A 21,366-nucleotide genomic window follows, 5' to 3' on the forward strand; every position below is an offset into this window, starting at 1 on the left:
CCGGCGGGTGAAGTGTTCGCCACAAGGGTTCCGCCGTCGCCTGACGCAGCGTCACACTGCTGGCATGCGAATGACGCTACGTGGATTGAAGAACCGTGCCGTCCCGGTCGCCGCCCTCGGCCTGCTGACCCTCGCGCCCACCGCCGTGGTCGTCACCGCCGCCGAGGCGCACGCGGCCGTCAGCGGCAACGTCTGCTACAGCGCGCTGCCCAGCCAGGGCCGCGACACCATCCGCCTGATCGACGCCGGCGGGCCGTTCCCCTACTCCCAGGACGGCGTCGTCTTCCAGAACCGCGAGGGCGTCCTGCCCGCGCAGACGACCGGCTACTACCACGAGTACACCGTCATCACCCCGGGCAGCCCGACCCGCGGCGCCCGCCGGATCGTCACCGGCAAGGTCCACCACGAGGACTACTACACGGCCGACCACTACGCGACGTTCCGCCGCGTCGACTTCGCCTGCTGACCGGACGCCCGGTTCGGACTCCGGTCCGATAGGTTGGGGCGGGTACGGCCGCGCCGGCCGTGCCCGCCCACCGCACCGACCGCCGAAGGACCGCCTGCACATGACCGCCGCCCTGCCGGGATTCGCCGGCCGCACCTACCTTTTCGAGGTCGACAACGGCGCGGCCTTCCGCAATTCCTACTCGGCGGACGGCACTCGGCTGCGCTGGGAGGGCCTCGGCGAGTCCGCCGGCCAGTACGAGGACGTCCCGCTGCACACCGCCGCGATCGCCCCGGGCATCTGGTTCGTCTCCTGGACCGAGCGCAGCGGCATCACGGTCAGCCACGTCATGGACCTCAACTCCCTGACCGTCAAGGTGTTCTGGACCTGGGAGGGCGAGACCGGCCGGGTCGGCGAGCTGCACTCCGGCACCCTCACCCCGGCCTGACGCACCGCCCCGGCCCGACGCAGCGCCCCGGCCCGACGCACCGCCCCGATGCCCGCCGCCGTCGCACCCTGCCGCCCCGACCGACGCGCCGCCGTCACGCCTTCAGGTGGGCCGAGAGGAACTGGAAGGCGGACGGCAGCAGCTTGATCCAGGTCTGGAAGTTGTGGCCGCCCTCGGGGACGGACGCGACGCCGGTGACCAGCGGCGGCCTCGCGGCGGCGGTGAAGGCGTCGGCGTCCTTGCGGAAGTCGCCGTCGCCCTTCTCCGCGCCGCTCAGCATGACCGCGGTGGCGGGCATCGGCAGGTGCTGCAGGCGCCACAGCAGGTCGGCCTCGTCGCGTCGCTGCTGGCTGCCCTTGAACAGGTCGCCGGTGGTGACGTCCTCGGCGGCCTTCAGGTAGCCGGAGATCGAGACGCCGCCCGCGAACACCTCGGGGTGCCGCATGGCGAGCTTCGCGGCGCAGTACCCGCCGGTCGAGTTGCCCATCACGCCCCACGCGGCGGGACCGCTCGCGGTCCGGTAGGTCGCGCCGATCGCCCGCGGCACGTCCTTGGCGAAGTACGTCTCGGCCTGCGGCCCGCCGGGGACGTTCTCGCACTCCGGGTCGGCGGGCATCGCCGGCGACGGGCGCATCAGGATCAGCACGGTCGGCCGCATCCGCCCGGCGCGCATCTCGTCCAGCGCGACGCCGGGGTAGTTGAAGCGGGTGATCAGCGCCTTCGCGTCGCCCGGGAAGCCGGTCATCGCGATCACCGCGGGGAACCGGCGCTGCTCGTTGCCGGGCTGGAAGTACTCCGGGGGCAGGTAGACGTAGCCGTCGGTGCTCAGCCCGGTGCGCGCGCCGGGGATCCGCACCGAGCGGATCTCCCCGACCTTCTTCGGGTCCCGCCCGACGGTGGTGTCGACCGGCTCCTTGCCGAGTTCCTGCGCGGGCAGCAGCGGCAGGTCGGCGGGCTCGGGCTCGACCGTGGCGGTCGGGCTGGGCGCGGCCGTCGCCCCGGCCGGCGCGGCCGGGACGGCGGCGGCCTGCACGGAGACCGGGCCGTCCTTGCCGGTGCCCAGCAGGTCGTTCCAACTGCTGTAGAACGAGAAGTAGTTGTTCGCGACCAGGCCGATCACCGCGAGCAGCGTCAGCTGGCTGCCGAGCAGCAGCCCGATCCGGCCGACGACGGCCCGCCAGTGCCGCTTCGCGAGCGCGGGCCACCACCAGACGGTGGCGGCCATCACCGCCAGTGCGATCTCGCTCGTGAACAGCAGCAGCGTCGTGCTGGTCAGCCCCATGGCCGTGGTCCCCGTGTCTTCCCCTCGCGGCGCGTCCGCGAGCCGGTGGTGAACGGGCCCGGCGCGGCCGTGTCGAACGTGCCGGCTAAGTATGCACGCTGCCGCGAGGACGCCGGCCACCCCCCGGACGGTTCCGCCCCGCCGCCCGCGCTCCCCGGGGGCGGCGGGCACGGGCGGCGGGTTGACGGCCCGTCGGGGGGACGGCTCAGGCGTGCGTGCCGCCGTCGATGCGGATCTCGGTGCCGGTGACGAACGCGCCGTCGTCCGAGGCCAGCATCGCGATCACGCCGGCCACCGTCTCGGGTCCGGCGAAGCCCTGGCCGATCGCGGGCTGGAGCTTGACGAACCAGGACATGTCGGCGTCCTCGGGCAGGCCCGGGTCCGACGTCATGCCGGAGGCGATCGAGCCGGGGGCGACGCAGACGGCGCGCAGGCCCTGCTTGGCGTACTCGGCGGCGATCGCGTGGGTGAAGGACTGGATGCCGCCCTTGGTCGCCGCGTAGGCCGCCATGTAGGGGTGCGCGAACGAGGCCGAGGTGGACGAGAAGTTGACCACCACGCCGCGGCCGGTGGCGAGCAGCGCGGGCAGCGCCTCGCGGGTGACCAGGAAGGTGCCGGTCAGGTTGACCGCCAGCATGCGGTTCCAGAACTCCAGGGTGGTCTGCGCGGTGTGCGTCGAGCGGAGGATGCCCGCGGCGTTCACCACCGCGTCCAGGCCGCCGAGTTCGGCGATCGCGCCGCCGACGCCGGCCTTGACGGACGCCTCGTCGGAGATGTCGACGACCTTGGTGGTCAGGCGGTCGGCGGTACCGGCGGCCTCGGCCTGCTCGCGGGTGGCGGCGAGCCCGGCCTCGACCACGTCGGCGGCGACCACGGTGCCGCCCTCGGCGAGGATCCGGTGGACGGTGGCCCGGCCGATGCCGGAGCCGGCACCGGTGATCAGGACGCGGCGGCCTTCGAAGCGGTTCATGGGGTCTCCCTGTGGTGCGGGGGCCGACCGGGTCGGCCCGGCCCCTTGAACTGCACGGTACGCCAAGGTGGCACGTTGTGCCACTTCCGCATGCCGTGACGCACGGGCGGCTACCCTGGGGTGCGGGCCCACCGGCCCGCCTTCCATCCGCACCTGCCCGCCGGCCCCGGCCGGCCCGCACCGGGGGACCCGCCCATGGCCGCACCCGAACGCCCCGCGCCCACTCTCACCGAGCGCCGCAAGGCCGCCACGCAGCACGAGATCGCGCTCGCCGCCGCCCGCCTGTTCGCCGAACGCGGGGCCGACGGCACCACCGCCGAGGACATCGCCCGCACCGCCGGCGTCTCGCTGCGCACCTTCTACCGGTACTTCCGGACCAAGGAGGACGCCGTCGCCCCCCTGCTCGCCGACGGCTCCCGCCAGTGGATCGACCTGCTCGCCGCCACCGCCCCCGGCGCCCCGCCGCTGGCCGCCCTGCTCGACTCCGCCCGCGCCTCGCTCACCCCCGCGCCCGGCCGCCCCGCCGAGAACCTCGCCTGGACCCGGGGGCTGCTCCGCGCCATGCCCGACGACCCGGCGCTGCGCGACGTCTGGCACCGCATCCACCACGACGCCGAGGCCGCCCTGCGCCCCGTCCTCGCCGCCCTCGCCGACCTGCCGCCGGACAGCCTGGACGCCCGCCTGCTGGCCGCCGCCGCCAACACCGCCATGCGGGTGGCGGTCGAGGCCTGGGCCGCCGACGACACCGACCCGGCCGGGGCCGCCGACCTCGCCGACACCGCGTTCCGGCGCCTCACGGGGACGCTGCTGGAGCCGAACTGACGGAACATCACCATCCGGCCCCTGCCGGGCCAACCGTCCGCGCCCGCCCGGACGGCGGCGGCCGGGCTCCGCGCCCGCTCCCCTCGACCCCCGCCCGCCCGGCCCCGCGCCGCTGGGCGGGGCCGGGCGGACGCCCCCTCAACTCCCCTCTTCCATTGGCTGGTTCACACCGGTGGCCGACTCACACCGGGACGACCGCCACCGGGCACTGCGCGTGGTGCAGGACGGCGTGCACCGGGGTGGACAGCCGGAGGCCGAAGCGCAGGGCCGGCTGGTGGCGGGACATCACCACCAGGGCGGCGGTCCGGGACTCCTCGACCACACTCGCGGCGGTTCCACCGGTGAGCTGCCGGGTCTCGAAGTCGACGGCGGGGAAGTCGTCCTTCACCGGTTCGCAGGTGCGCACCAGCAACTGCTCGTGCAGCTTGGCCTCCTCACCGAGCTCGTCGACCATCGGCGCCATCCGCCCGACGTCGGCGACCACCGGCGACCAGGTGTGCAGTGCCCGCAGCGGCAGGCCCCGCCGGGCGGCGAGTTCGCAGCCGAAGCGCAGCGCGGCGGCGTCCCGCTCGTCGTGGACGGCGACCAGCACGGGACCGTCGGGGTGCTCGGTGCCGCGGACCACCACCACCGGACAGGCGGCGTGCGCGGCCACCCGCAGGCTGACCGAGCCGAGCAGCAACGACGCGAACCCGCCGTGGCCCCGGGTGCCGAGCACCGCGAGTCCGGCGTGCTCGGCGGCGGTGAGCACGGCCTCGGCGGCGTCCCTGGGCACCACGTCCCCGGTGATCCGCAGCGTCGGGTGGGCCGCCTGCAGGCCGGACTTGATCGCCTCCAGCAACTCCTCGGCCTCGCGCAGGATCAGATCGGTGACGGTCGCCCCCGTCCGGGGCGAGAGCGTGACGGTGCCGGTGTTGACCGCGTGCACCAGGTGCAGGCTGTCCCCGCGCCGTTCGGCTTCGCCGGCCGCCCACTCGGCCGCTTCCGCGGCGGGTGCCGAACCGTCGACTCCGACGATCACACCGCTGGCTGCCCTGATCTCCATGGCACACTCCTCGGAGCCCGGTTGCTCCTTCCAGCATGCGCCGCCCCGCGCCACCCGAACAAACAGGGGCGGCAGGCGGACCCGGAAAGCGGTTTCCGTGCGCCTGCCGTCCCGGGTGCGTCAGGGCCGTTGCCGTTCCCGCCCTCGGCGTCCGCCCGGTCCGCGGAGAGGGGAAACCGCTTTCCCGCACCCCCGGTCAGTGCTCGGCCGGGTCCTCCGCGCCGGTGTACGGGGTGCCGGGCAGCGGGGTACCGGTCAGGAAGGCGAGGACGGCGGCGCGGTACTCCGCGGGCCGGTCCACCGCGATGGCGTGGCCCGCGCCCGGGACGTACAGCAACTGCGCCCCCGGCAGGGTGTCGCGGTACTCGCGGGTGACCTCCCAGTGCTTGTAGTCGCACTCGCCGCGCAGCACCAGCGCCGGGACGTGCACGGTGCGCAGCGCGGGGCGCGGGTCGGGGCGGTGGCGCAGGTCGGCGACGATCAGCTGGTTCGCGTAGGAGCCGGGTGTCTTGACGGGCAGTTCGGCGGCGGCGCCGGGGCGGCAGGTCGCGGCGGAGCCGGAGACGGCCAGCAACCGCCCCATGAGGGCGTCGGCCTGCTCGTCGGGCAGCAGGGCGTGGGCCTGTGCCGGGTCGAGGGCCATCAGCAGGGACCAGAGCGGGACGCGCGGTCCGTTGCCGCCCAGGGCGTCGACCCGGGCGCGCTGGTCGGGGGTGAGCCGGTCCCAGAGCTGCCCGGCCTGTTCGTCGGTGTACTCGGGCGTCCAGAGCGCGCCGGGCGAGGTGAACACCACGCGTGCGACGCGGTCCGGGTGCGCGGCCAGGTACTCGGCGGCGAGGGTTCCACCCCAGGACGCACCGATCAGCACCATCCTCGGCGCGCCGAGCCGTTGCCGGATCGCCTCCAGGTCGTCCACCTGCCGCTGCACCGTGTAGCCGGACAGGTCGGCCGGGCGCGGCGAGTCCCCGGAGCCCAACTGGTCGTAGTCGTACACCCGGTAGCCCGCGCGACTGAGTGCCTCGTCCAGACCGTCGGCCGCCTCGCCGGGCGTGCCCGGGCCGCCGTGCAGCCGCAGCACCGGTTCGGGACGGGCCGGCCCCTGAGCCGGCGTCAGGCGGTACGCGAGCCGGGAGCCGGTCGGCAACTCCCAGTAGGCGTCGGCCTTTCCGGGGACGGCCCGCTCCCCGGGCCACAGCACCGCGGCCCCGTAGGCGACCGCCAGCACCCCGCTCATCGCCGCCGGCAGCCAGCCCGGCCACCCGGCCACCCGTCGCGCACCCCACACCGGCAGCCCGCACCCGACGGCGGTCCCGCACGCCGCCCCCGCCAGCATCGCCCCCAGGACGGGCCACACCGCTCCCGCCACCACCGTCCCCACCACGGCCCCGACCACTCCGCCGAGCACCCCGACCACCAGCAACCCACCCGCGAGCAATGTCTTCATGCCGCCCACCCTCGCCCCGCGCGACACCTCGGCGCGTCCCCGCCGGAGCTCGAACCGGTCCCCCTGCGGGTGGACAACGCCTCACCCCGGCAGTGGAGTCGACCCCGGCGGCCCCGGCCCGGCCGAGCCCGCGCCGGTGCCGGTGCCGGTGCCGGTGCCGGTGCCGGTGCCGTTGCCGGTGCCGGCGAACCGCAGCGCGAGCTCGGGTCGCCAGGGGACTCGGGGTGTACCCAGTACCACCTTGAAGAGTGAAACCTGCATGATCGAGCGGCGGGGCGGGGCCGGACAGGATCGTGCCCATGAGCACTTCGTCGAACCTCAAGCGCCGCATCGGCGCCGCCGCGATCCTGGGTCTCGCCGCATCGGTGGCCGCGACCGGCACCGGATTCGCCGCCACGCCCCCGCCGTCCGCCGTGCACGCGACCGCCGTCACGGCTGCCGCCGCGCCCGCGCGGTCCTTCCACGGCGAGCTCCCCGCACCGACCGGCCCCTACGCCGCCGGCGAGGAGATCATCCATCTCACCGACACGAGCCGTCCCGATCCGTGGGTGCCGTCGTCCGGCCCCCGCCGACTGACCGTCACGATGGTCTACCCGGCCGTCCCCGGGACCGGGACCCCGGCCCCGTACATGACCCTCGCCGAGGCAGCCGGAGTCGTCCAGCGCCGGAATCTGCCGCCGAGCTCCGGCATCACCCCGGAGAGCCTCTCCGGCGTCACCACGCACGCCTTCGACGGCGCGCGGCCGCAGCCCGGCAAGCATCCGCTGGTGCTCCTCTCACCCGCGTCCGAGAACCCGCGCATGACGCTCACCTCGCTCGCGACCGACCTGGCCAGTCACGGCTACGTCGTCGCGCTCGTCGGCCACACCTACGAGGACAGCGGCGAGACGCTGGCGGACGGCCAGACGCCGCCGTGCGCGATCTGCGACCACCCGGAGACGCTCGACTACGACGCCGTCGCCGCCAGCCGGGCGCGGGACGAGTCCTTCGTGATCGACCAGTTGACGCACGGCAACACCGCGTGGCACCTGGCCCACCTCGTCGACAGGCACCGGATCGGCACGGGCGGACACTCCCTCGGCGGAGCGGCGGCCGCCGACACGATGATCGCCGACCCGCGCGTCCGGGCCGGAGTGAACATCGACGGCACCTTCCACCCGGCCCCGAAGCCCGGCCAGATCGACCGGCCGTTCCTCATGCTGGGCCACACGCCCGGCGGCGGCGACCACTACACCGACTGGGAGGAGGCCTGGACCGCCCTCGGCGGCTTCAAGAAGTGGCTGACGGTCACCGGCTCCGACCACTTCAGCTTCTCCGACGGGGACCTGCTCCAGGGGCAGGCCGGGTTCCCGACGCCGCCGCTCGATCCCGAGCGCGGAATCGAGATCACGCGTGAGTACGTGACGGCGTTCTTCGACCAGAGCCTGAAGGGGATCCACAGCCCGCTGCTGGACGGCCCCTCGCCGAACAACCCGGAAGTGCTCTTCCGGCACTAGCCGCATCGGCCCCTTCGGGGGCCGCCCCCGATCCGCCGCCGCACTGTCAACCTGCCGTGTCCCACACCTGAGTTGATCAGTGGTCAACGGTCGGCGGAGCGGGGCCCCGGACGCTCCGCGGGCCGGTTCGGCGGGCGGTCCCGGTCAGCGGGCCGCCCAGCAGGCGGTGGCGAGGTGGAGGGCGGCGGCCGCGCCGGCGCCGATCGCCATGCCGGGGTTCCGTTCGCGGAGGCCGATCGCCGAGTCGCCCAGCTGCGCCAGTCCGGCCACCGTCAGCATCGGCCGAGCCGCGCTCCAGGGTCCGGCGGCGAGCACCAGCGCCGTGGCGATGCCGAGCGGGACGGCGCGGGCGGCGTAGGCCCGGGCGTACAGCTGCGTCCCGGCGGCGATCGGCTCGTTGGCGGCCAGGACCAGCCCGGGGCGGACCGCTCCGGCCACGCCGGCTCCGGCGCCGAGCAGTGCCACCACCGCGTTGGCCGCCAGCAGTGCCGTCATTCCGTCTCCCCCTGAATCATTCGAGCCCTGAACGATACGCGGACGCTACCATTCGGGGCGTGAGCGATGTCAAGGGAGCGGGAACCAAGGGAGCGGCGGCGCTCCGCGCGACGGTGGCCTTCAATCTGGGCACCCTCGGCACTCTCGCCTCGGACCGCTTCGCGGCGCGGGTCCAGGCGCTCGGCCTCAAGCCCAAGCACGCGGGGCTGCTGGCCGCGCTGGACGCCGGATCGGCCGCGTCCCAACAGGAGTTGGCGTCCCGACTGGGCGTCGCGCCGAGCCTGGTCGTGTCCCTGGCGGACCAGTTGCAGGAGCTCGGCGCGGTCGAGCGCCTGCGCGACCCGGACGACCGCCGCCGCCAGGTCCTCACCCTCACCGCCGAGGGCCGCCGCCTGCTCGCCCGCTGCGCCGACGCCGCCGAGGCGGTGGACGCGGATCTCACCGCCGGCCTCACCGCCGCCCACCGCACCGCCCTCGCCCGCCACCTGCGCTCCCTGGGCGAGCAGCACCTCCCGCACTGACACCCCCGAGCCCGCCGGCACGCCCCCGCCCCGCCGGGAATCCCCCGCGCGCCTCGCGCACCCGCCACACACAGTCCGCCCACGCACGATGCTTGCCGCGCCAGCGCAGCGCGCCTCGCGGCCAGGCTTGACACGCCCGTGACTCCGGGCGCGTACTGGTAGGAGGACGAACAGCAGGCAGGCAGGCCCAGTGCCGCAGGTGTCCCGTGGACGCCCGCCGTAGGCGCGAAGTGCGGTGAGTGGGCCGTGTCAGGGTGCTCGTACACCGTGTGCCACGTCCTGTCCGGCCCCTTCGACGGCCGTCCGGCGTGCCATCGCCACGCCCGCAGGGGCTCGAACCGGTGGTGCGCGCGCGGTGGCGCAGACCGGGGCCCGCAGGCCGGGCCCCAGGGGACCGCGATGAAATCGAAGTCGAACATGGCCGATGTCCGAGCATCGGAGGACGGTCCGGGCGAACCGCCGGCGGGCCGACGCGTGCCGTGTTCACGGCCGGGCGCGCCTCCGCCCGGCCGGGGTTCCGCACTGCCTCCGCCCGGCCGGAGGCCCGACGGTCCGGTCGCCGCACCCCCGCCGCCTGCCGTGCGTCCTTCCTGCGAGCCGGAGCACCCGCCGTACGGCGAGGTGCCGGAACCCCGGTGTGGGCGCGGAAAGGTGGGCACGATGGTGCTCGATTCGACGACCCTGCATTCGAGCATCGAGGACCCGGTCCTCGACCGGATGAACTTCCTCAACGAGATCACGTTCGCGTACCCGGACGCGCTGTCGTTCGCGCCGGGGCGCCCGTACGACGGCTTCTTCGAGGTGGAGGAGGTGCACGGCTACCTGCGCCGGTACGCGGCGTACTTGGGGAGCCGGGGCGCGGGGCCGGCCGAGGTGCGCAGCAGCTTCTACCAGTACGGGCCGGCGGCGGGGCAGATCCGCGAGCTGATCGCGCACTCGCTGCGCCAGGACGAGGAGTTGGAGGTCGCGCCGGAGTCGATCGTGGTGACGGTCGGCGCGCAGGAGGCGATGTTCCTGGTGCTGCGGACGCTGTTCGCCACGCCGCGGGACGTGCTGCTGCTGGTGACTCCTTGTTACGTGGGCATCATCGGGGCGGCCCGGCTGCTGGACATCCCGGTGGTCGCGGTGCCGGAGCGTGACGGGCGGCTGGTCGTGGCGGACCTGGACGCGGCGGTGCGGGCGGAGCAGGCGGCGGGCCGCCGTCCGAGGGCGGTGTACGTGGTGCCGGACCACGCGAATCCGACCGGCTCGACGCTGGACCTGGAGACCCGGACCGCGCTGCTGGAGCTGGCCGCGCGGCACGGGCTGCTGGTGCTGGAGGACAGCCCCTACCGGTTCGCCGGTCCGGGGCCGCGCCGGCCGATGCTGAAGGCGCTCGACCGGACGGGGTGCGTGGTCCAGCTGGGCACGTACTCCAAGACCCTGTTCCCGGGCGCCCGGATCGGCTACGTGGTGGCCGACCAGCAGGTGCGGGACGGCAGCGGCGGGGTCCGGCTGCTGGCGCGGGACGTGGCGAAGGTCAAGAGCATGGTCACGGTGAACACGTCGACGCTCAGTCAGGCGGTCGCGGCGGGCGCCCTGCTCAGTGCGGACGGGCGGCTGTCCGAGCTGAGCGCGCGGACCGCCGAGCACTACCGGCGCAGCATGGCCGGCACGCTGGCGCAGTTGGACCGGTGGCTGCCGGAGGCGCGCCGCCGGGAGCTGGGGGTGGACTGGAACCGTCCGGACGGCGGGTTCTTCCTGACCCTGCGGACCGGGTTCCGCACCGGGGTCGCGGCGTTGGAGCGGTCGGCCCGGGAGTTCGGGGTGATCTGGACGCCGATGGAGTTCTTCCACCCGCACGGCGGCGGGGAGCAGGACATCCGGCTGTCCATCAGCTACCTGACCGAACGCCAGATCGCCGAAGGGGTCGAGCGGTTGGCCCGGTTCCTGGAGAAGCTCGGCACCGAGACGCTCGGCACCGAGGCACTCACCGGGGCGCTCGGCGCAGGAACGGCAAGCGGAACGGAGCGTGACCCGTCATGACCGCGGGTCTGGACAAACCGACGGTCCTGACGGCCCCGCACATCCTCGGTGTGGGCACCGCGGTGCCGCCCGAGCACTATTCCCAGGAGGAGTTGCTGGACCTGTTCGAGATCACCGACCGGCGGGTGCGTTCGGTGTTCCTGATGGGTTCGATCCGGCAGCGCTCGCTGGTGCTGCCCCCGGCGGGGCCGGACGGCACCCGGGTCCGGGAGAGCCAGGGCGACCTGCTCGACAAGCACAAGGCCTGGGCGGTGGCCCTGGGCGCGGAGGCGCTCACGCAGTGCCTGAAGCGGACCGGCATCGACCTGTCCGAGGTGGCGTACCTGTGCTGCGTGACGTCGACGGGGTTCCTCACGCCGGGGCTGAGCGCGCTGCTGATCCGCGAGCTCGGCATGGACTGGCACATCGGGCGCTCCGACATCGTCGGCATGGGCTGCAACGCGGGACTCAACGGGCTGGGGGTGGTCCGCAACTGGGCGGCGGCGAATCCGGGCCGGCCGGCGGTGCTGGTCTGCGCGGAGGCCTGCTCGGCGGCGTACGCGATGGACGCCACGATGCGGACGGCGGTGGTCAACAGCCTGTTCGGGGACGGCGCCGCGGCCGTCGCGGTGATGGCCGACCCGGTCGGCGAGGACGGCGTGCCGGGCGCGGGCCCGGACGGTCCCCGGATCCTGCGGACCGAGGGCGTGACCCTCGTCGACGCGATCGACGCGATGCGCTACGACTGGGACCGCGAGCAGGGCTGCTTCAGCTTCTTCCTGGACCCGCAGGTGCCGTACCTGGTCGGCGCGAACGTGGAGGACGTCGTGGACCGGCTGCTGGCCGGCACCTCGCTGCACCGCGACGACATCGCCCACTGGCTGGTGCACTCCGGCGGCAAGAAGGTCATCGACTCGGTCGCCGTCAACCTGGGGCTGACCCGCCACGACCTGCGGCACACCATCACCGTGCTGCGCGACTACGGCAACGTCTCCAGCGGCTCGTTCCTCTTCTCCTACGACCGGCTGCTGCAGGAGGGCGTGGCCCGCGCCGGCGACTACGGAGTGCTCATGACCATGGGGCCGGGTTCGACCATCGAGACCGCGCTCATCCAGTGGTGACCCAGCAAGGGAGAACGCCATGCCAGTCAACGCTCTCGTCGGGGGTCCGGTGCTGCGGGTGGACGGCAGCCGGGAGATCTCGGCCGAGCTGACCCGCGCCGTCGCCGACCTGTGCGACGAGGCGGAGTCCACGGGGGCCGACTTCGCGGCGCTGTACGTCTCCGGCGCGCCGCCCGGCGATCCGGGCGACGCGGTGGCGAAGCGGCCGGACGTCGCCGCCGTCACCAAGTGGGAGCGGACGGTGCGCCGCTTCGAGCGGCTGCGGCTGCCCACCCTGGCGGCGGCGAGCGGCGAGTGCGGCGGCGTCGCACTGGACCTGCTGCTCACCGCGGACGTCCGGGTGGCCGCGCCGGACCTGCGGCTGCGGCTGGCGTTCCAGGAGCACGGCACCTGGCCGGGGATGGCCGCGTTCCGGCTGGTCCAGCAGCTCGGGCTGGGACCGGCCCGCCGGATGGTGCTGTTCGGGCGGCCGCTGACCGCCCGGGAGGCCCTGGACCGCGGCCTGGTCGACCAGCTGAGCACGGACCCCCGCCGGACCCTGGTGGCCGCGGCCCGGCTGGTGCGCCGGATGTCCGGGCCGGAGCTCGCGATCCGCCGCCAACTCGCCTTCGACGCCCAGTGGATGAGCTTCGAGGACGCCCTCGGCCCGCACCTGGCCGCCTGCGACCGGGCGCTGCGGGCGGCGAACGGGGTGACGGCATGAGCACCCCGCACGCACGGGCCGCCGCCGTCGACGTCCGCCGCCCGGACGGGCTGGACCGGGCGGTGCGGCTGCTGGCGCCGCTGCCCGATCCGGGCCCGTACTCCGGCGAGGAGCGCCCCCGCGTCGAAACCGCGCTGGAGGAGGCCCGGGCGCAGCGCACCGCCCTGCTGGACCGTCACGCGGAGGCGCTGTACGACCGGCTGACCGCCGACCGGACCGGTCGGCCGCGGCTGGACGCCCTGGTGGCGGCGGCCGACTCGGCGGCGCCGGGCCTGGTGCCCTCGCCCGCGCAGCTGCGGGCGGAGCGGGCCACGCCGGTGTCCGAGCGGCTGGGCTACGACGTCGACCTGGGCGTGTTCCTGCGCGGCCTGCTGCGCTGCCCGCCGGTCGGCGACCACCTGCTGGACTCCATGCTGCGGCCCACCGGTCGGGCGCTCGGCCTGCTGGACGGGTTCCGCGCCACCGGGGCGGTCCGGCTGGAGACCACCCTGCTGGAGCGGCACGCGGGCGTCGCCCGGATCACCATGTGCGCGCCGGACCGCCTGAACGCGGAGGACGAGCAGCAGGTCGACGACATGGAGACCGCCGTCGACCTGGCGCTGCTCGACGAGCAGTGCGAGATCGGGCTGATCCGCGGCGGCGAGATGACGCATCCGCGCTACGCGGGGCGGCGGGTGTTCAGCGCCGGGATCAACCTGAAGCGCCTGCACGCGGGCGAGATCTCGCTCGTCGGGTTCCTGCTCCGCCGCGAGCTGGGCTACCTGCGGAAGCTGCTGCTGGGGCTGCGCACGGACCAGCCGTCGTGGCGGTACCCGCTGACGGACATGCCGTGGGTGGCGGCGGTGGACGGCTTCGCGATCGGCGGCGGCATGCAGCTGCTGCTGGCGGTGGACCACGTCCTCGCGGCGTCCGACGCCTACCTGAGCCTGCCGGCCGCGCAGGAGGGGATCGTCCCGGGCGCGGCGGACTTCCGGCTGCCGCCGGTGACCGGCCCCCGGCTGGCCCGGCAGATCATCCTCGGCGGCCGGCGGGTGCACGCGCGCGACCCCGAGGCCCGGACGCTGGTCGACGAGGTGGTCGACCCGGCGGCCCTGGACGAGGCCGTCGAGCTGGCCCTGGTGCGGCTCCGCGACCCGGCCGTCACCGCCAACCGCCGGATGGTGAACCTGGCGCTGGAGCCGGCGGACGGCTTCCGCGCGTACATGGCGGAGTTCGCCGTCCAGCAGGCGCTGCGCATCCACGCGGCGGACGTCCTCGGCAAGGCGGGCCGGTTCGCGGCCCGGCCGTCCGGGTGACGCCCGCCGGAAACCCCACGACCCCCTGTCCGAAGCCCGGAACGCGAAGGAGACCGCGATGATCAGCCCATTCGACGACCCGGACGCCGTGTACCTGGCGTTGGTCAACCCGCTGGGCCAGTACTCGCTGTGGCCCGCGTTCGCGCAGGTGCCCGCCGGGTGGCGGGTCGCCCACGGCCGGGGCACCCGTGAGGAGTGCCTGGAGTACATCGACCGGGCCTGGACGGACCAGCGTCCGCCCGGCCCGCCCGGGCCCCCGAACGGGAAGAAGGTCGCCGCCTCATGAGCGGCCCCGGCGCGCTGATCACGATCAGGGCCACCCCGGGCGGCACCGATCCGCTGCGCGGCCAGGTCCGGCCCGGTACGGCCAAGCGGATCCTGCCCTACCTGCGGCCCTACCGCGGGAAGATCGTCGCGCTGCTGACCCTGACCGTGGTCGACGCCGTCATCACCGTCTCCACTCCGCTGCTGTTCGGGGTGCTGATCGACCGCGGCATCGTGCCGCGCGACCGGACCGTGGTGGCGCTGGCCGCCGCCGCGGTGGCGGTGCTGGCGGTGCTGCAGGCGCTGGTGGGCTACCTGGTGAGCCGCAGTTCGGCGCGGATCGGCGAGGGGCTGATCTACGACCTGCGGACCGAGGTCTTCCAGCACGTGCAGAAGCAGCCGCTGGCGTTCTTCACCCGCACCCAGACCGGTTCGCTGGTGAGCCGGCTGAACACCGACGTGATGGAGGCGCAGCAGGCGGTGACGGTGCTGCTGTCGAACGTGCTGTCCAGCCTGGTGGTGCTGGCCCTGGTGCTGGCGACGATCTTCTACCTGTCCTGGCTGGTCGGCCTGGTCGTGCTGGTCACGGTGCCGCTGTTCGTGCTGCCGGGCCGGATCGTGGGCCGCCGGCTGCAGCGCAACCTGCGCACGTCGATGCAGTTGGACGCCGAGCTGGGCTCGCTGATGCAGGAGCGGTTCAACGTGGCGGGCGCGCTGCTGGTCAAGCTGTACGGCCGGCCGGAGCGGGAGACCCGCCGGTTCGCCGGCAACGCGGCGCGGGTCCGGGACGTCGGTGTGATCACGTCCGTGTACTCGCGGATGCTGCTGGTGACGGTGACCCTGCTGGCGTCGCTGGCGACCGCGGTGGTCTACGGCGTCGGCGGCGAGCTGGTGATCGGCGGGACGATCCAGATCGGCAGCCTGGTGGCGCTGGCCACCCTGCTGGCGCGGCTGTTCGGCCCGATCAACCAGCTGTCCAACCTGCAGTCGAACTACCTGACGGCCCTGGTCTCCTTCGACCGGCTGTTCGAGGTGCTGGACCTGGAGCCGCTGATCGCGGAACGCCCGGACCCGGTGACGCTGCCCGCGTCCCGGACCGCCGGCGCGCCGGAGGTCGAGTTCGACCACGTCTCCTTCCGCTACCCGACGGCGAAGGAGGTCTCGCTGGCCTCGCTCGAAACGCTGACGCTGCCCGCGCCGGAGCGCGACGGCGAGAGCCACGCGCTGCGCGGGGTGACCTTCCGCGCCCCGGCGGGCCGGCTGACCGCCCTGGTCGGGCCCTCGGGCGCGGGCAAGACCACCGTCAGCCAGCTGGTCGCCCGGCTGTACGAGCCCACCGAGGGCACCGTGCGGATCGGCGGCCACGACGTGCGGGACCTGTCGCTGGAGTCGCTGCGCGACACCGTCGGCATGGTCACCCAGGACGCCCACCTGTTCCACGACACCATCCGCGCCAACCTGCTGTACGCCAAGCCGGACGCCACCGAGGCGGAGCTCCTGGAGGCCTGCGAGGCCGCCCAGGTCAAGGAGGTGATCGCCGCGCTGCCCGACGGCCTGGACACCGTGGTCGGCGACCGCGGCTACCGCTTCTCCGGCGGCGAGAAGCAGCGCCTGTCGATCGCCCGGCTGCTGCTGAAGCAGCCGTCCGTGGTGGTGCTCGACGAGGCCACCGCGCACCTGGACTCGGAGTCCGAGGCGGCGCTGCAGACCGCGCTGTGGACGGCGCTGTCCGGCCGCACCGCGCTGGTGATCGCGCACCGCCTGTCCACCATCCGCCAGGCCGACCAGATCCTCGTGCTCAAGGACGGGCGCGTGGTCGAACGCGGCCGGCACAGCGACCTCGTCGACGCCGGCGGCCTGTACGCGGACCTGTACCGCACCCAGTTCGCCAACCCGCCCGCGCCGCGCCCGGAGCCCGAGGCGCGCCCCGCGAACGGCTACCAGGACCTGCCCCCGCTGCCCCCGGGCGGCGGCCCGCTGCGCCGACTGCCGCCGCCGAAGCCGGCCGGCCGGCCCGGCGAACCCGAACGGCCCGACCAATCCGAACGGAGAGCATGATGAGCCAGCTGAAGGTCGAGGACGTGTGGCCGCTTTCCCCGCTGCAGGAAGGACTGCTGTTCCACTCCTCGTACGACCGGGACGCGCCCCGCGACGTGTACGTGGGCCAGCGGATCCTCGGCCTCGACGGCGCGCTGCGGCCCGAAGTGCTGCGGGCGTCCTGGCAGGCGCTGCTGGACCGGCACGCCAGCCTGCGGGCCGCCTTCCGCTCCCGCGCGAGCGGCGACACCGTCCAGGTGATCGCCAAGGGCGTGCGGCTGCCGTGGACGTACGCCGACCTCGGCGAGCTGACCGAGCAGGAGGCCGACGAGGAGACGAAGCGCCTGGCCGCGATCGACGCGCGGCGCTTCGACCTCGGCATGCCGCCGCTGCTGCGGGTGCTGCTGGTGCGCGCCGGCCCCGACCACTACCGGATGGTCGTGACGATGCACCACATCCTGATGGACGGCTGGTCGCTGCCGATCCTGTTCGACGAGCTGTGGACGCTCTACGACCACGACGCCGACCCGTCGGTGCTGCCGCCGGTGCCGCCGTACCGCGACTACCTGGCCTGGCTGGGCCGCCGCGACACCGACGCCGCCCGCGAGGCCTGGCACGCCATGCTGGCCGGCACGGACGGGCCGACCCTGGTCGGCCCGGCCGACCGCAGCGGCCCGCCGCAGATGCTCCAGCACGTGATCGACCGGGTCGGCGACCCGCTCGCCGACCGGCTGCGGGACACCGCGCGCGACGCCGGCGTCACCCTCAACCGGGTCTACCAGGTCGCCTGGGCGCTGCTGGTCGGCAAGCTGTCCGGCCGGCTCGACGTGGTCTTCGGCGCGACCGTCTCCGGCCGTCCCACCGACGTGCCGCAGGCGGACCGGATGGTCGGCCTGTTCATCAACACCGTGCCGGTGCGGGTCCGTCTCGACCCGGCGCTGTCGTTCCGCGCGGCGATGGCGGCGCTGCAGGACCAGCAGGCCGCCCTGCTCGACCACCAGCAGCTCAGCCTGTCCGAGATCCAGCGGGCCGGCGGCCCCGGCGCGATCTTCGACACCCTGCTGGTCTTCCAGAACTACCCGCGCGGCCCGATGGCGGCCCCGGACCTCGCCCCCTCCGAGCCCGGGCCCGCCCCGCGCGGCCAGGGCCTGGGCGGGACGGCGCTGCGCTCCGGCGAGCAGGCCGGCGGCCCGCTGCGGCCGGGCGCACCGCCTCCCGACGACGGGAACGGCTCGCCCCGGCCGCCGCGGCTGCCGTCCTGGGCGTCCCGGCGCGGGCCCGCGGGCATCATGGTGTCCGCCGGCGGCGGCGAGGAGGCCGCCCACTACCCGCTGACCCTGGTGGTCACGCCGACCGACGACACCGAGATCCGGCTCGACTACCGGCCCGACCTGTTCGACGCGCGGGCCGCGCGCGGCCTGGTCGACCGGATGCTGCTGGTGCTGCGGCAGGTCGCCGACGACCCGGACGTGACCCTGGGCCGGCTGGACGTGCTGACCGGCGAGGAGCGGCAGGAGCTGGGCGGCGCCGCGAACCCGAACCGCCGCGAGCTGCCCGACGCGACGCTCGCCGAGCTGTTCGAGCAGCAGGCCCGCCGCTCCCCCGACGCGGTGGCCGTGGTCGCCGGCGACGACCGGTTGACGTACGCCGAGCTCGACCGGCGGGCGAACCGCCTGGCGCACCGGCTGGCCGCGCACGGCGTCGGCCCGGAGACGCTGGTGGGCGTGGTCGCCGACCGCTCGCCCGAGCTGGTCGCCGCGCTGCTGGCGGTGGTGAAGGCCGGCGCCGCGTACCTGCCGATGGACGGCACCCATCCGGCCGCCCGGCTCGGCGCGGTGGCGACCCAGGCCGGCGCGCCGGTGGTGCTGGTCGACGAGCCGAACGCCCGCCGCGGCCTGGCCGACGCCGAGCTGTTCGCGCCCGCCGAGGTGCTGCGGCTGGCGGCGGACGAGCCCGCCGGGGCCGACGGGGCCGCGTTCCCGTCGGTGCCGGTGCGGCCGGAGAACCTGATGTACGTCATCTACACCTCCGGGTCGACCGGCGTGCCGAAGGGCGTCGCGGTGACGTACGGCAGCGTGCTCGCGTTCTGCCTGGACGAGTGCTGGTCGTCCGAGGCGCTGGAACGGGTGCTGGTGCAGGCCAACCACGCCTTCGACGCCTCCACGTACGAGATCTGGACGACGCTGCTGCACGGCGGCCGGCTGGTGCTGGTCCCTGCCGGGGACATCGACACCGTCGAGCGCGGCCGGCTGATCGCCGCCCACCAGGTGACCAACGTGCACGCCACCGCCGGGTACTTCCGGGTGCTCGCGGAGCAGGCCCCGCACATCTTCGGCGGCGTGCGCGAGGTCTCCACCGGCGGCGACGTGGTGTCCGCGCACGCCGTGCGGACCCTGCTGCGCGCCCATCCCGGCATGGTGGTGCGGACCACCTACGGTCCGACCGAGACGACCGCGTTCACCACCCAGCTGCCGTTCACCGACCCGGAGTCGGTGCCGGACGTGGTGCCGCTCGGGCTGCCGATGGACAACACCAGGGTGTTCGTGCTGGACCCGTTCCTGCGGCCGGTGCCGGTCGGCATGACGGGCGAGCTGTACCTCGCCGGGGCCGGCCTGGCCCGCGGCTACCTGGGCCGTCCCTCGCTGACCGCGGAGCGGTTCGTCGCCTGCCCGTTCCCCGCCGAGGGCGAACCGGAGGGCGCGCGGATGTACCGCACCGGCGACCTGGCGCAGTGGACCCCGGACGGCCAGCTGATCTTCCTCGGCCGCGCCGACGAGCAGCTGAAGATCCGCGGCTTCCGCGTCGAGCCGGCCGAGATCGAGGCCGTGCTCGCCGCGCACCCGGGCGTCGCCCAGGCGCTGGTGGTCGCGATCGAGGACAGCGGCGGCCACAAGCGGCTGGCCGGGTACGTGGTGCCGGACGGCGGCGCCGGGGAGCCGCTCGACCCGCAGGCGCTGCAGGAGTACCTGGCCGGGAAGCTGCCGGGCTACCTGGTCCCGGCGTCGGTGACGGTGCTGGACGCGCTGCCGGTGACGGCGAACGGCAAGCTCGACCGGGCCGCCCTGCCGCAGCCGGTGTTCTCCGCCAGGGCCGGGCGCGAGGCCGCCACCGACGCGGAGGAGGTGCTGTGCCGGCTCTTCGCGGAGGTCCTGCACCTCGAACAGGCCGGTCCCGAGGACGACTTCTTCGTGCTCGGCGGCGACTCGATCACCTCGATGATGCTGGCCGGGCAGGCCCGCAAGGCCGGTCTGGCGATCTCGCCGCGGCAGATCTTCGAGCTGTCCACCCCCGCGGAGCTCGCCCGGGTGGCCGAGCCCGTCGACGACGCGGAGGCGGAGGCCGCCGAGGACGTTCCGTTCGGCCCCGTCCCGCTGACCCCGGTGATGCGGGAGATCGCCGAACGGGCCGGCTCCCCGGCCCGCGCGGGCAGCCAGGCGATGCTGCTGACCGCCCCGCCGGGCCTGACGGCCGATCAGCTCACCGCCGTGCTGCGGGCCGTCGCCGGCCGGCACGCCGTGCTGCGGGCCCGACTGGACGGGACGGACGAGCAGCTGACCGTCCCCGAGCCCGGCGCGTTCCCGGCGGACCCGGTGACCCGGGTGGACGCCGCCGGCCTCGACGAGACGCGGCTGAACGCGCTGGTCGACGAGCAGGCCGCCGCCGCCGAGGCCGGGCTCGCGCCGCGCGACGGCGTGATGCTGCGGGCCGTGCTCCTCGACCGCGGCCCCGGGCAGAGCGGCCTGGTGCTGCTGACGGCCCATCACCTGGTGGTCGACGGCGTCTCCTGGCGGGTGTTGCTGCCCGACCTGGCGCTCGCCCACGCGGCCCTGACCGCGGGCGGCGCGGACGCCGCGGAGGCGGCGGTCGCCCCCGAGCCGACCTCGTTCCGCCGCTGGGCCGGCGCCCTCGCGGACCGGGCCCGGGCGCAGCAGACGGTCGACGAACTGCCCGCCTGGCAGCGGATCCTGGACCGGGACGAGGCGCCGCTCGCGCACCGTCCGCTCGATCCGCGCACCGACACCGTCGGCGCGGGCCGCTCCAGCGCGCAGCTGACCGTTCCGGCGGCCAGTGCGGGCCCGCTGCTGACGGCGCTGCCCGCCGCGTACCACGCGGGCGTGGACGACGTGCTGCTGTCCGGTCTGACCGCGGCGCTCGACGAGTGGCTGCGGGCCCGCGGCCGGCCGGTCCCGGAGGGCTTCCTGATCGACCGTGAGGCGCACGGCCGGGTCCCGCTGTCCGAGGACATGGACCTGACCCGGACCGTCGGCTGGTTCACCGCCGTGTACCCGGTGTGGCTGGAGACCGGCCCGGTCGACCCGGACGAGATCCGGGCCGGCGGCGAGGACGCCGCCCGGCTGATCAAGCGGATCAAGGAGCAGCTGCGGCAGCGGCCGGGCGACGGCCTGGGCTACGGCCTGCTGCGGTACGTGAACCCGGCGACGCGTCCGGTGCTCGAACCGCTGGCGGCGCCGCAGATCGGGTTCAACTACCTGGGCCGGTTCGGCGGTTCGGACGAGGAGCCGGGCGGCGCCGAGGCCGACGCCGGGCCGGATGCGGTGGAGCCCGAGGCCCCCTCCGGCCGTCCGTGGACGTCGACCGGCGAGCACGTGATCCCCGGCAGCGTCGATCCGTCGATGCCGTGGCGGCACGTGCTGGAGATCAACGGCTCGGCCCGCAACCTGCCGGAGGGCCCGGAGCTGACCTTCGTGCTCGGTTCGCCCGCCGGACTGCTCTCCGACGCGGAGCTCGGCGACCTCGCGGAGCGCTGGCGGGCCGTGCTGGAGGGCCTGGCCCGGCACGCCGCCGAGGGGCCCGGCGGCCACACCCCGTCGGACTTCTCGCTGATCTCGCTCGGCCAGGAGGACATCGACGAGTTCGAGTCGGCGTTCGGCGACGAGGGCGAGGAGGCGGAGGGCGGCGAGGACCGGGAGTGACCCGGCCGGGCGCCCGCCGGTGCGGCACGGCGGCTCAGCG

The 21,366-nt window shown here is 74.9% G+C and carries 17 protein-coding genes; 12 read left to right on the plus strand and 5 right to left on the minus strand.

Features of this window, described 5'->3' with window-relative positions; translation table 11 throughout:
* Positions 1–70: 70 nt before the first annotated feature.
* Both ACFV1L_RS11410 and ACFV1L_RS11415 read left to right on the plus strand, forming a co-directional pair.
* Positions 71–466: a ribonuclease domain-containing protein gene (locus ACFV1L_RS11410; protein WP_380365007.1), complete on the plus strand. Its 396-nt coding sequence runs from the start codon at positions 71–73 to the stop codon at positions 464–466.
* 100 nt (positions 467–566) lie between these two features.
* A complete protein-coding gene (locus tag ACFV1L_RS11415; RefSeq protein ID WP_380365008.1) occupies positions 567–893 on the plus strand; it encodes a hypothetical protein in 327 nt (108 codons plus the stop codon).
* A gap of 94 nt (positions 894–987) precedes the next feature.
* Here ACFV1L_RS11415 and ACFV1L_RS11420 read toward each other — a convergent pair whose 3' ends face one another.
* Complete coding sequence (locus ACFV1L_RS11420; RefSeq protein WP_380365009.1) at positions 988–2,175, minus strand: alpha/beta hydrolase; 1,188 nt, start codon at positions 2,173–2,175, stop codon at positions 988–990.
* A gap of 205 nt (positions 2,176–2,380) precedes the next feature.
* Positions 2,381–3,145 (minus strand): SDR family NAD(P)-dependent oxidoreductase, encoded by a 765-nt coding sequence (locus tag ACFV1L_RS11425; RefSeq protein WP_380365010.1) that lies wholly within the window; start codon positions 3,143–3,145, stop codon positions 2,381–2,383.
* 195 nt (positions 3,146–3,340) lie between these two features.
* Between ACFV1L_RS11425 and ACFV1L_RS11430 the strand changes: the two genes are divergently transcribed.
* Positions 3,341–3,967 (plus strand): TetR/AcrR family transcriptional regulator, encoded by a 627-nt coding sequence (locus ACFV1L_RS11430; protein WP_380365011.1) that lies wholly within the window; start codon positions 3,341–3,343, stop codon positions 3,965–3,967.
* Between the two features lie 181 nt (positions 3,968–4,148).
* Here the strand turns inward: ACFV1L_RS11430 and ACFV1L_RS11435 are convergent, their stop codons facing one another.
* Both ACFV1L_RS11435 and ACFV1L_RS11440 read right to left on the minus strand, forming a co-directional pair.
* Entirely contained in the window at positions 4,149–5,012 is an 864-nt protein-coding gene (locus ACFV1L_RS11435) for a universal stress protein (protein ID WP_380365012.1), read from the minus strand.
* A 196-nt stretch (positions 5,013–5,208) separates the two neighbouring features.
* Complete coding sequence (locus tag ACFV1L_RS11440) at positions 5,209–6,456, minus strand: alpha/beta fold hydrolase (RefSeq protein ID WP_380365013.1); 1,248 nt, start codon at positions 6,454–6,456, stop codon at positions 5,209–5,211.
* Positions 6,457–6,755: 299 nt separating this feature from the next.
* On the opposite strand from ACFV1L_RS11440, the gene ACFV1L_RS11445 reads away from it, so the two are divergent.
* A complete protein-coding gene (locus ACFV1L_RS11445; RefSeq protein ID WP_380365014.1) occupies positions 6,756–7,952 on the plus strand; it encodes an alpha/beta hydrolase family protein in 1,197 nt (398 codons plus the stop codon).
* Between the two features lie 144 nt (positions 7,953–8,096).
* Here ACFV1L_RS11445 and ACFV1L_RS11450 read toward each other — a convergent pair whose 3' ends face one another.
* Entirely contained in the window at positions 8,097–8,447 is a 351-nt protein-coding gene (locus ACFV1L_RS11450; RefSeq protein ID WP_380365015.1) for a hypothetical protein, read from the minus strand.
* Between the two features lie 59 nt (positions 8,448–8,506).
* On the opposite strand from ACFV1L_RS11450, the gene ACFV1L_RS11455 reads away from it, so the two are divergent.
* The 8 genes from ACFV1L_RS11455 to ACFV1L_RS11490 all read left to right on the plus strand — a co-directional run bounded on the left by ACFV1L_RS11455 (position 8,507) and on the right by ACFV1L_RS11490 (position 21,326).
* Positions 8,507–8,968 (plus strand): MarR family winged helix-turn-helix transcriptional regulator, encoded by a 462-nt coding sequence (locus ACFV1L_RS11455; RefSeq protein ID WP_380365016.1) that lies wholly within the window; start codon positions 8,507–8,509, stop codon positions 8,966–8,968.
* A 660-nt stretch (positions 8,969–9,628) separates the two neighbouring features.
* Positions 9,629–10,993 carry a PLP-dependent aminotransferase family protein gene (locus ACFV1L_RS11460; protein ID WP_380365017.1) on the plus strand — a complete coding sequence of 455 codons (1,365 nt, stop codon included), beginning with the start codon at positions 9,629–9,631 and terminating at the stop codon, positions 10,991–10,993.
* Complete coding sequence (gene dpgA / locus ACFV1L_RS11465) at positions 10,990–12,093, plus strand: 3,5-dihydroxyphenylacetyl-CoA synthase DpgA (protein WP_380365018.1); 1,104 nt, start codon at positions 10,990–10,992, stop codon at positions 12,091–12,093. The genes ACFV1L_RS11460 and dpgA overlap by 4 nt, the downstream gene beginning before the upstream one ends.
* 19 nt (positions 12,094–12,112) lie before the next feature.
* The gene (dpgB, locus tag ACFV1L_RS11470; protein WP_380365019.1) at positions 12,113–12,796 is read left to right on the plus strand and encodes an enoyl-CoA-hydratase DpgB; all 684 of its coding nucleotides are present in this window, start codon (positions 12,113–12,115) and stop codon (positions 12,794–12,796) included.
* On the plus strand, positions 12,793–14,091 hold the full coding sequence (gene dpgC, locus ACFV1L_RS11475) for a (3,5-dihydroxyphenyl)acetyl-CoA 1,2-dioxygenase DpgC (protein WP_380365020.1): 1,299 nt from the start codon (positions 12,793–12,795) through the stop codon (positions 14,089–14,091). The genes dpgB and dpgC overlap by 4 nt, the downstream gene beginning before the upstream one ends.
* 58 nt (positions 14,092–14,149) lie before the next feature.
* Positions 14,150–14,377, plus strand: a complete 228-nt coding sequence (locus tag ACFV1L_RS11480; RefSeq protein ID WP_380365021.1) for an MbtH family protein — start codon at positions 14,150–14,152, stop codon at positions 14,375–14,377.
* Entirely contained in the window at positions 14,374–16,413 is a 2,040-nt protein-coding gene (locus tag ACFV1L_RS11485) for an ABC transporter ATP-binding protein (RefSeq protein ID WP_380365022.1), read from the plus strand. Before ACFV1L_RS11480 ends, ACFV1L_RS11485 begins: the two co-directional genes overlap by 4 nt.
* Positions 16,413–21,326, plus strand: coding sequence for an amino acid adenylation domain-containing protein (locus tag ACFV1L_RS11490; protein WP_380365023.1), 4,914 nt, complete (start codon positions 16,413–16,415; stop codon positions 21,324–21,326). The genes ACFV1L_RS11485 and ACFV1L_RS11490 overlap by 1 nt, the downstream gene beginning before the upstream one ends.
* The last annotated feature ends 40 nt before the right edge of the window (positions 21,327–21,366 follow it).

Source organism: Kitasatospora sp. NPDC059646 (assembly GCF_042734615.1).
GTDB lineage: Bacteria > Actinomycetota > Actinomycetes > Streptomycetales > Streptomycetaceae > Kitasatospora.

Excerpts from the sequence above, each read along its gene's own strand:
- ACFV1L_RS11410 (WP_380365007.1), top strand. The coding sequence starts at position 71 with ATGACGCTACGTGGATTGAAGAACCGTGCCGTCCCGGTCGCCGCCCTC.
- ACFV1L_RS11415 (WP_380365008.1), top strand. The coding sequence starts at position 567 with ATGACCGCCGCCCTGCCGGGATTCGCCGGCCGCACCTACCTTTTCGAG.
- ACFV1L_RS11420 (WP_380365009.1), bottom strand. The coding sequence starts at position 2,175 with ATGGGGCTGACCAGCACGACGCTGCTGCTGTTCACGAGCGAGATCGCA.
- ACFV1L_RS11425 (WP_380365010.1), bottom strand. The coding sequence starts at position 3,145 with ATGAACCGCTTCGAAGGCCGCCGCGTCCTGATCACCGGTGCCGGCTCC.
- ACFV1L_RS11430 (WP_380365011.1), top strand. The coding sequence starts at position 3,341 with ATGGCCGCACCCGAACGCCCCGCGCCCACTCTCACCGAGCGCCGCAAG.
- ACFV1L_RS11435 (WP_380365012.1), bottom strand. The coding sequence starts at position 5,012 with ATGGAGATCAGGGCAGCCAGCGGTGTGATCGTCGGAGTCGACGGTTCG.
- ACFV1L_RS11440 (WP_380365013.1), bottom strand. The coding sequence starts at position 6,456 with ATGAAGACATTGCTCGCGGGTGGGTTGCTGGTGGTCGGGGTGCTCGGC.
- ACFV1L_RS11445 (WP_380365014.1), top strand. The coding sequence starts at position 6,756 with ATGAGCACTTCGTCGAACCTCAAGCGCCGCATCGGCGCCGCCGCGATC.
- ACFV1L_RS11450 (WP_380365015.1), bottom strand. The coding sequence starts at position 8,447 with ATGACGGCACTGCTGGCGGCCAACGCGGTGGTGGCACTGCTCGGCGCC.
- ACFV1L_RS11460 (WP_380365017.1), top strand. The coding sequence starts at position 9,629 with ATGGTGCTCGATTCGACGACCCTGCATTCGAGCATCGAGGACCCGGTC.
- dpgA (WP_380365018.1), top strand. The coding sequence starts at position 10,990 with ATGACCGCGGGTCTGGACAAACCGACGGTCCTGACGGCCCCGCACATC.
- dpgB (WP_380365019.1), top strand. The coding sequence starts at position 12,113 with ATGCCAGTCAACGCTCTCGTCGGGGGTCCGGTGCTGCGGGTGGACGGC.
- dpgC (WP_380365020.1), top strand. The coding sequence starts at position 12,793 with ATGAGCACCCCGCACGCACGGGCCGCCGCCGTCGACGTCCGCCGCCCG.
- ACFV1L_RS11480 (WP_380365021.1), top strand. The coding sequence starts at position 14,150 with ATGATCAGCCCATTCGACGACCCGGACGCCGTGTACCTGGCGTTGGTC.
- ACFV1L_RS11485 (WP_380365022.1), top strand. The coding sequence starts at position 14,374 with ATGAGCGGCCCCGGCGCGCTGATCACGATCAGGGCCACCCCGGGCGGC.
- ACFV1L_RS11490 (WP_380365023.1), top strand. The coding sequence starts at position 16,413 with ATGAGCCAGCTGAAGGTCGAGGACGTGTGGCCGCTTTCCCCGCTGCAG.